The organism is Nonomuraea sp. NPDC003201, assembly GCF_053590415.1.
Map to the genome: position 1 here is coordinate 1 of NZ_JBSFTC010000392.1, position 8,682 is coordinate 8,682.

The following is an 8,682-nucleotide window of genomic DNA, read 5'->3' on the forward strand; positions in this document are numbered from 1 at the left end:
GCCCCGCCAGCCGCGCCGCCAACGTGGCCCGCGGCACGGCGTGCGCCACCACGGCCAGCACCCCCGCCAGCCGGGCATCTCCACACCGGCCGATCGCATCCAGCCGCGCCACCACCTCGGCCACCGCCTCCGAAGTCACCGCGTCCGAAGTCACCGCGTCCGAAGTCACCGTGTCCGGAGCCGCCGCCTCGGGGGCCACCGCGTCCGGGGTCGCTGCTTCGGTTCCGGGCAGGTCCACCGCGGCCAGCAGGGCGCTCACGTCGGGGTCCGCGCCCGAGCGCACCGACCACAGCGCCGCCGCCGGGCCCAGAGCGTTCGGCACGACGGTGGCGTGCATCCAGTGCGTGTCCGTCCGCACGTGCCGCGGCCGCACCCACTTGGCCACCCGCCCCGCGAACTCCGCCCGCCCGAACCCCTCGGCGGCCCGCACCACGTAGCCCTCCTGCCGCTCCGGGTTCAGCCGCAACCCCCGCAGCGCCCGCTCGTCGAAGACGCCGCGCCACAGCACCGGCGGCACCGGGATCCCCAGCCCGCGCAGGAAGGCGACCGTGCGGTCCCAGTCCAGGCATCGATCGCCGTCCCAGACCGAGAACCCGTAGAACCAGCTCTCCAGCCCCTGGTACGCGATGGAGTGCCGGGCGTACATGTTCTCCCCGCACACGCGCCACCCCGCGGGGATCCGCCCGCCGATCCGCCCCTGCAGACCCTTCACCCACGCCCGGGACGGGTGGTGGGCCGAGTCCAGCGACCTGGCGTGCATCCCGTTGGCGTACAGGGTGGTGTTCTCCCCGTCGAGCTTCTCGGTGACGACGACCTCACGCCCGCGCAGCCCGGACAGGTCGCCCGCGCGCACGTCGTCCGGGGTCGCACCGGGCGACCAGGGCAGGTGAGGGGTACGCGGATAGTGCACGCGCATGATCCCTCCCCCCGCTCGGCCGCAGTCACTGTACAAGCGGCAGGAAACACGCCTCCATCGAATAAACCGCCTTTTCGGACCGTGTACGAAACTTTCACCGGCGCATCTCGTTCGCTGACCAGCCTGAATGGCTTCCGCCGGCCTGGTGGCTGACAAGGCTCGTTGACAGCCCGGTAAAGCCATGCCGATACTTTCGACACAATGCCGATAATTTCGGAACCGTCGCGAGGAGGAAGCACATGCTCATCCGCCGTGCCTGCGCCTTGGTGGTGGCGCTGGTCGTCGCCATCGTGATGCCGCCCGGCATCGCCAACGCGGCCCCCATAACCTCCAACCAGACCGGCACCAACAACGGCTACTTCTATTCGTTCTGGACCGACAGCGCCGGGTCGGTGTCCATGAACCTCGGATCCGGCGGCAATTACAGCACCTCATGGAGCAACACCGGCAATTTCGTCGCCGGTAAGGGCTGGAATCCCGGCGGGCGCAGGACCGTGAACTACTCGGGCAGCTTCAACCCGTCCGGCAACGCCTATCTGGCCCTCTACGGCTGGACGAGAAATCCGCTCGTGGAGTATTACGTCGTCGACAACTGGGGCACCTACCGGCCCACGGGCACGTACAAGGGCACCGTGACCAGCGACGGCGGCACGTACGACGTCTACCAGACGACGCGGTACAACGCCCCCTCCATCGAAGGCACGAGAACCTTCAACCAATATTGGAGCGTCCGGCAGTCGAAGAAGACGGGCGGCACCATCACCGCCGGCAACCATTTCGACGCATGGGCCCGCTACGGCATGAGCCTCGGCAGCCACGATTACATGATCCTCGCGACCGAGGGATATCAGAGCAGCGGAAACTCCAACATCACGCTCGACGGCTCCTCCTCAGGAGGAGGCGGCAACCCCGGCGGCGGCTGCACCGCGTCGTTGTCCGCGGGGCAGCAGTGGAGCGACCGCTACAACCTCAACGTCGCCGTCAGCGGCTCCAGCAACTGGACCGTGACGATGAACGTGCCGTCCCCGGCGAAGATCATCGCTACCTGGAACATCACCGCCAGTTACCCCAGCGCCCAGGTGCTGACCGCCAGGCCCAACGGCAACGGCAACAACTGGGGCGTGACGATCCAGCACAACGGCAACCAGACCTGGCCGACGGTCTCCTGCGGCGCGAGCTGACCGTTGGCGACAGGCCGGAAAGATCTTTCCGGCCTGTCCCTCTCGACCATGAATGCCCGCTGGGTCACAATCGGCGCTGGTGCCACAAGCACGCTACAGAGCCACTACAGGCGAGGAGCGGGTCATGGTCGACGCGACCTTTGCAATCTTGGGCCCGGTACGGGTGAGCTGGGCCGATGGCAGGCAGGTGCATCTCAGCGGCAAGCCGCGCGCCGTCCTCGCCAGCCTGCTGCTCAACGTCAACACGCTGGTGTCCCGGGAGCGGCTGGTGGAGGCCCTGTGGGAAAACCCCCCTCCCTCCGCCATCCCCAACCTGCAGACCTACATCGGCCAGCTCCGCAGGAGCCTGTCGCTCGACACGCGGCTGCTCACCAGGGAAACGGGCTACACCTTCGAGGCGCACGCCGAGGAGGTGGACCTCCTCCAGTTCGAACAGGCGATCCGGCTGGCGCGGAAAGAGTCCGAGACGGGCGACGTCCGCGCCGCCGTCGCCCAGTTCGAGAGGGCTCTGGGGATGTGGCGGGGCAAACCCGCCGAAGGCACCAAGCTCTCCGGTCACATGCTCGCCCGCGTGACCGAGCTGGAAGAGCGGCTGGCCATGGTCAGGCTGGACTGGGCCGAGGCGAAGCTCGCCCTCGGCCGGCCCGCGGAGGTGATCGAGGACCTCCGCGCGTTCGTCGCCGAGCAGCCGCTGCGCGAGCGCGCGTGGCGGCTGCTCATGCTCGCGCACTCGCGAGCGGGACAACGGGACAAAGCGCTGGAGGCCTTCCAGCACGCCCGCTCGGTGCTCACCGGCGAGCTGGGCCTGGAGCCCGGCGAGGAGCTCCAGCAGCTGCAGGCCGCCATCCTGGCCGGCGCCGCGCCGGTGAGCGAGCCCGCACCGTGGACGCCGGTCTGCCGGCTCCCCTCGGACGTCAAGCATTTCAGCGGCAGGGAAGCCGAGCTGTTCGAGCTGGACGGGCTCCTCCCGCTCACGGACGAGGCCCCGCCGCGCACCGCCACGACCTGCGTGATCACCGGCACCGGCGGGGTCGGGAAGACCGCGCTCGCCGCCCACTGGGCCCACACGGCACGCGACCGCTTTCCCGACGGCCAGCTCTACGTGGACCTGCGGGGATTCAGCCCCGGCGCGACGCCCATGTCACCGTCGGAGGCGGTGCGGATCCTGCTCGGGTTCCTCCACGTGCCCCACCACCGGATGCCCTCCGCCTTCGGCGAGCAGATCGGGCTCTACCGGAGTCTGCTGGCCGGCCGGCGGGTGCTCGTCCTCCTGGACAACGCCCGCGAAACCGACCAGGTGCGCCCACTGCTGCCCCCCTCTCCGGATGCCCTCACCCTGGTGACCGGCCGGACCGCGCTCACCGGCCTGATCGCGGCCGAGGGCGCCCACCTACTGCGGCTCGCGCCGCTCTCCGACGCGCAGGCCGGCCAGCTGCTGAGACGCCGCCTGGGCCAGGACCGCATGGCGGCCGAGCGCGAGGCGGTGGACGGCATCATCAAGACCTGCGCGGGACTGCCGCTGGCCCTCGGGATCGTCGCGGCGCGGGCCATCATCAACGCCGGCCTTCCGCTCACCGCGCTGGCGGACGAGCTCCAGGCGGAGCCCACCCGGTTGGACGCCCTGCAGACCGACGAGCTGAGCACCGACCTGCGGGAGGTCTTCGGCTCCTCCTACCGCGTGCTGGCCCCCGAGGCGGCCGAGACCTTCGCCCATCTGGGCCTCGTGACGGGCCCGGACACGAGCCTGCTCGCCGTCGCCGGCCTCATCGGCCGCCCGGTGGCGCACACGCGTACGCTGCTGCGCACCCTGGAAACCGCCCATCTGCTGGACCAGCACGTTCCCGGCCGGTATCGGATGCACGACCTCGTCCGCCTCTACGCCATCGAGCGCGCCCGCCTGGACCTGAGCGCGGAGGCCCGTGCCGCCGCCGTGCGCCGTCTCGTGGACTTCTACCTGCACACGTCGTACGCCGCCGACCGCCTGCTCTCCCCGCGCCGGCGCAGCGCCATCCGGATGGAGCCGCCCGCCCCCGGTTGCCTGACGGACGCCCTGGCGGACGTGGCGGCGGCCCAGGCCTGGTTCAAGGCCGAGCACGCCTGCGCGCTCGCCGCCCAGCGGCTGGCCGCCGAGCACGGTCTTCATGGTGCCGTATGGCAGCTCGCCTGGACGCTCGACACCTTCCACCTGGGCCACAACCTGCTCCAGAACTGTGTCGCGGCCTGGCGCCTGGCGTCCGGCGCCGTCGAACACGTGGCCGACGTGACCGCCCATGCCTTGGTCCACCAGCTGCTCGGCCGCGCCTGCACCCGGGCGGGGCTGCACGCGGAGTCGCTGTCCCATTTCGCCGAAGCCCTCGCCCTGTACGAGCAGTCGGGAGACATCGCCGGCCAGGCCCATGTCCGCCATACGCTCGGGCTGGCATGGGGCCACCGGGAGGAGCCCGCGCAGGCGCTGGTCCATCTGGAGCACGCCCTGCGGCTGTACAGGGACATCGACGACGCCATGGGGGAGGCCAACGCGCTCAACTCCCTGGGATGGGGCACCGCGATGCTCGGCGACTTCGCCAGGGCCCAGGAGCACTGCGAGCAGGCGCTGGCCCTGCTCCGCAGCCATGGCGACCGCAACGGCGAGGCGGCGACCCTCGACAGTCTCGGCTACATCGCCCACCACACCGGCCGTCACGCCCGGGCCCTGGACTACTACTGCGAGGCCCTGACGGTGCGGCGGGAGACCGGCAACGCCAGCCAGGAGGCCGACACGCTCTTCCACCTCGGCGACACCCACCACGCCCTCGGCCAGGACGGCGAAGCCGCCCGCGCCTGGGGCCAGGCCCTCGCCATCTACCAGGACCAGCACCGCACCGAGAAGGCGAGGCACGTGCGGGAGAGGCTCGACGCCTTGGGAGCGAGATCCTCCTAGAGGGCGGGCTGGAGGGGCTGTTCGGTCCAGATGCACTTGCCGGTGTCGGTGTAGCGGGTGCCCCAGCGATGGGAGATCGCGGAGACCAGCTGGAGCCCGCGGCCGCCCTCGTCGGTCTCGGCGGCGCGGCGGATGCGTGGCGTGGTCAGGCTGCCGTCGGAGACCTCGCAGGTGAGCACGGCGCTGCGGAGCAGGCGCAGGTGGATGGGGCCCTTGGCGTGGCGGACGACGTTGCCGACCAGCTCGCTGGCCAGCAGCTCGGTGGTCATCGACAGGTCGTCCAGGTGCCAGGCGCTGAGCTGGGCGCGGACGTGTTCGCGGGCCTCGCCGGCGGCCTTGGGGTGTTCGGGCAGCGGCCAGGTGGCCATGTCGTCGTTCGGCAGCGCATGGGTGCGGACCACCAGCAGGGCCGCGTCGTCGGCGGTGCCCTGCCTGCCGGGCAGCAGGGTGGCGGTGAGGCTGTCGCACAGGGATTCCAGGCATTCGGCGCAGTGGAGCGGGGTCGCGTCCCGGTCCGGGTGCCGGCACGTCGCCGCGGGCGGGATCGTGGGGACCGTGTCGCCCAGCGCCTTGGCGAGATCGGCGATGCCCTGGTCGATGTCGAGGGTGGCGGATTCGACCAGGCCGTCGGTGTAGAGCACCAGCAGGCTGCCTTCGGGCAGCTCCATCCGTACGGTGTCGAAGGGCGGGGTGGCGGCGCCGAGGGGCGAGTTCGGATCGGCGTCGGGGAAGTGGACGGTTCCGTCGGGGTGGACGACGGCGGGCGGCGGATGGCCGGCGCGGGTGACCACGCAGGAGCGGGTGGTGGCGTCGTAGACCAGGTACAGGCAGGTGGCGTAGAAGTCGTCGCCGAGGCCGCTGACCACGTCGTTGAGGTGGGTGAGCAGCTCGTCGGGAGGCAGTTCCAGGTCGGCCAGCGTGCGGACCGCCGTACGCAGGCGGCCCATGGTGGCCGCCTCGGCCACGCCGTGTCCCATGACGTCGCCGATGACGAGGGCGACCCGGTCCGCCGACAGCGGGATGACGTCGTACCAGTCGCCGCCCACCTCCATGTCCTTGCCGGCGGGCAGGTAGCGGGCCGCGGCGGTGACCGCGGGCAGGTCGGGCAGCCCGCGGGGGAGCAGCCCGCGCTGCAGTTCCTGGGCGCGCGTGTGCTCCCTGTCGTACAGGCGGGCCCGTTCCATGGCCTGGGCGACCAGCCCGCTGAGCGTGGTGAGCAGGTTGCGCTCCTCGCCCGTGAACTGGCGCGGCTCGGCGAAGGAGACGACGCAGCTGCCGACCGGGCGTCCCGAGGCGATCATCGGGAGGAAGGCCCACGCCTTCTTGCCGCCCGCCGCCGGCAGGTCGGCGGTCTCGGGGTAGCGCTCGATGTACTCCTCGACCGAGTTGACGAACATCGGCGTGCGCTCCCGCAGGGTCTGCGCGATCGGCAGCCCTCCGGCGGCGGGGATCCGGGTCACCCGGTCGACGAACTCCTGCGAGTACCCGGTGAACCCGACGGGCCGCAGGTGGTCGCCCTCCAGGAAGGTGAGCATGAGACCGGCGGCGCCGAACGCCGGCAGGATGTGCTCGGCGGAGGCGTCCACGACGTCCCGCACGGTGACCGCCTCGGCCAGCGCCCTGGTCAGCTGCCTGATGCGGGCGGAGCGCTCCTGGGCCGCGCGCTCGGTGTGGCCCGTGCGCTGCTCGACGACCGCCTCGAGGTCGTCGTGGGTCTTGGTGATGTCCCACAGCGTGCCGACCATGCGCGCCGGCTCGCCGTCCTCGTCGACCAGCAACCGGCCGCGGGCGCGTACCCAGACTTCCGTGCCGTCCGGGCGGCACACCCGGTACTCGGTGCTGTACATCCTGCCCGCGCGGATCGCCTCGTCGATGTCGGTCAGCACCCACGGCAGATCCTCGGGGTGGACCAGGGCCATCCAGGTCTCGATGCGTCCGTCGAAGGTGCCCGGCTCGATGCCGAGCAGCGTCAGCATCGCGTCGTTCCAGATGGCGTCCCCGGTCCGGATGTCCCAGTCCCAGGTGCCGATGGTCTCCAGGTGCCGCGGCAGGTGAGAGCCGGCGGACCGGCTCTGCCCTCCCATGGGGCCCGAGCCGGGTGGTGGCGCGGAGGGCCTGCCCAGGCGCCCGCCCACCCATCGGCTCAGCAGGTCGAGGAAGGCCCGCTGGCCGGGCGACGGCTCGTGCGAGGAGGCCGTCACGATCGACAGCGCGCCGACCGGCCCGCCGGGGCCGATCAGCGGGACGGCCGTCATCGCCGTGCCGACCGGCCAGGACCGGGTCTCGGCCGTGGCGGAGCCCTGCTGGGGGATGCCGGCGGCGACGTTCGCCATGGAGACCCGGACGGACGCGGCGTCGCGGAAAGCGCGGGCCGGGGCGAGCGGGCCGTTGCCGTCGACGCGCTCCCACGTGTGGGTGAGCGCGGGGGGTAGCCCGCTGGTCACGACGAGACGCAGCCCGCCGCCGTGGCCGGGGCTGCCGAGGTGCACCATCCCGCCCAGCCCGCCAAGATCGGCCACCGCCTGTTCGAGCGCGAACCGCAGGAGCTCGATCCCCCACAGATCGTCACCGACCTCCGCGAGCAGCCGTCTTCGCTCCTCGGAAATCTGGTCCGCCGACACGGTCCGCGGACCCTGCGCACGCTGTTCGCCCATCCCATCCCCTTCACCACGTCGCCGGGGTCATCAGCGTCGATCTGGGGGGAAATTGTTCATATTGGGGTATATCTACCGAGTATAACTACCCAGAGCGCACGACCCCTTGCTCCACTCGCGCGAGCGGTGGTGCGGGGCGCCCCTCGGCATGCGAGCATCCAGACGGGGTCGCGACCCCCGGATGATGAGCCGGTCTCTGGAGGGCTGAGTGCTACGAGTCGATTTCGGCGTGCTGGGGGAGATCTGCGCCTGGGCCGACGGCCAGGCGATCGAGCTGGGGCCGGCCAGGCAGCGAAGCGTGCTGGCGGCGCTGCTGGTGAAGGTCAACCAGCCGGTGTCCCTCGACCAGCTGACCGACTGCGTGTGGGGGGAGGATCCGCCGCGCCGGCCGACCGCGACCCTGCAGAGCTACCTGTCGCGGCTGCGTACGTCCCTGCCGGCGGCCTGGGACGGCGGCATCCGCCGCAGCGGCGGCGGCTACCTGCTGCGGGCCGACGAGAGCGCGGTGGACCTGCACCGCTTCCGTGACCTGCGGAACCGGGCCCGCACGAGCGACGACGCCACCGCCGGACGCCTGTACGAGCAGGCGCTGGACCTGTGGCGCGGCGAGCCCTTCGCCGACCTGGACACCTCGTGGGCGAGGGCCCAGCGGCACGTCCTGCAGGGCGAGCGGCTGGCCGCGCGCCTGGCCTACCACGACGTACGGCTGCGCCGCGGCGGCCACGCCGCCCTCCTCGGCACCCTGGAGTCCCTGGCGGCCGAGCACCCGCTGGACGAGCGGCCGGCCGCCCAGCTGATCCTCGCCCTGTACCGCAGCGGCCGCCAGGGCGAGGCCTTCCAGCAGTACGAGCGGATCCGCAAGCGGCTGGCCGCCGACCTCGGCGTGGACCCCGGCCCCGACCTGCGGCTCCTGCACCACCAGATGCTCACCGCCGCGGTGGCGCCCGCCCCCGCCGAGTCCGCCCCCGCGCCTCCCGCGCCTCCCGCGCCTCCCGCGCCGACGCCGCCACC

The 8,682-nt window shown here is 71.9% G+C and carries 5 protein-coding genes; 3 read left to right on the forward strand and 2 right to left on the reverse strand.

What is annotated here, in order from left to right; all coding sequences use genetic code 11:
* On the reverse strand, positions 1 to 916 hold a 916-nt coding region (locus ACWDX9_RS55250), incomplete at its 3' end, for an RNA ligase family protein (RefSeq protein WP_449970626.1).
* Positions 917 to 1,155: 239 nt separating this feature from the next.
* On the opposite strand from ACWDX9_RS55250, the gene ACWDX9_RS55255 reads away from it, so the two are divergent.
* A complete protein-coding gene (locus ACWDX9_RS55255; RefSeq protein WP_449970629.1) occupies positions 1,156 to 2,097 on the forward strand; it encodes a glycoside hydrolase family 11 protein in 942 nt (313 codons plus the stop codon).
* A gap of 124 nt (positions 2,098 to 2,221) precedes the next feature.
* Positions 2,222 to 5,017 carry a BTAD domain-containing putative transcriptional regulator gene (locus ACWDX9_RS55260; protein ID WP_449970632.1) on the forward strand — a complete coding sequence of 932 codons (2,796 nt, stop codon included), beginning with the start codon at positions 2,222 to 2,224 and terminating at the stop codon, positions 5,015 to 5,017.
* Here the strand turns inward: ACWDX9_RS55260 and ACWDX9_RS55265 are convergent.
* Complete coding sequence (locus tag ACWDX9_RS55265; protein ID WP_449970635.1) at positions 5,014 to 7,671, reverse strand: SpoIIE family protein phosphatase; 2,658 nt, start codon at positions 7,669 to 7,671, stop codon at positions 5,014 to 5,016. The genes ACWDX9_RS55260 and ACWDX9_RS55265 overlap by 4 nt on opposite strands.
* 208 nt (positions 7,672 to 7,879) lie before the next feature.
* On the opposite strand from ACWDX9_RS55265, the gene ACWDX9_RS55270 reads away from it, so the two are divergent.
* Positions 7,880 to 8,682, forward strand: an 803-nt coding sequence (locus ACWDX9_RS55270; protein WP_449970638.1) for an AfsR/SARP family transcriptional regulator, incomplete at its 3' end; no start/stop codon positions are given.

Excerpts from the sequence above, each read along its gene's own strand:
- ACWDX9_RS55260 (WP_449970632.1), top strand. The coding sequence starts at position 2,222 with ATGGTCGACGCGACCTTTGCAATCTTGGGCCCGGTACGGGTGAGCTGG.
- ACWDX9_RS55265 (WP_449970635.1), bottom strand. The coding sequence starts at position 7,671 with ATGGGCGAACAGCGTGCGCAGGGTCCGCGGACCGTGTCGGCGGACCAG.
- ACWDX9_RS55255 (WP_449970629.1), top strand. The coding sequence starts at position 1,156 with ATGCTCATCCGCCGTGCCTGCGCCTTGGTGGTGGCGCTGGTCGTCGCC.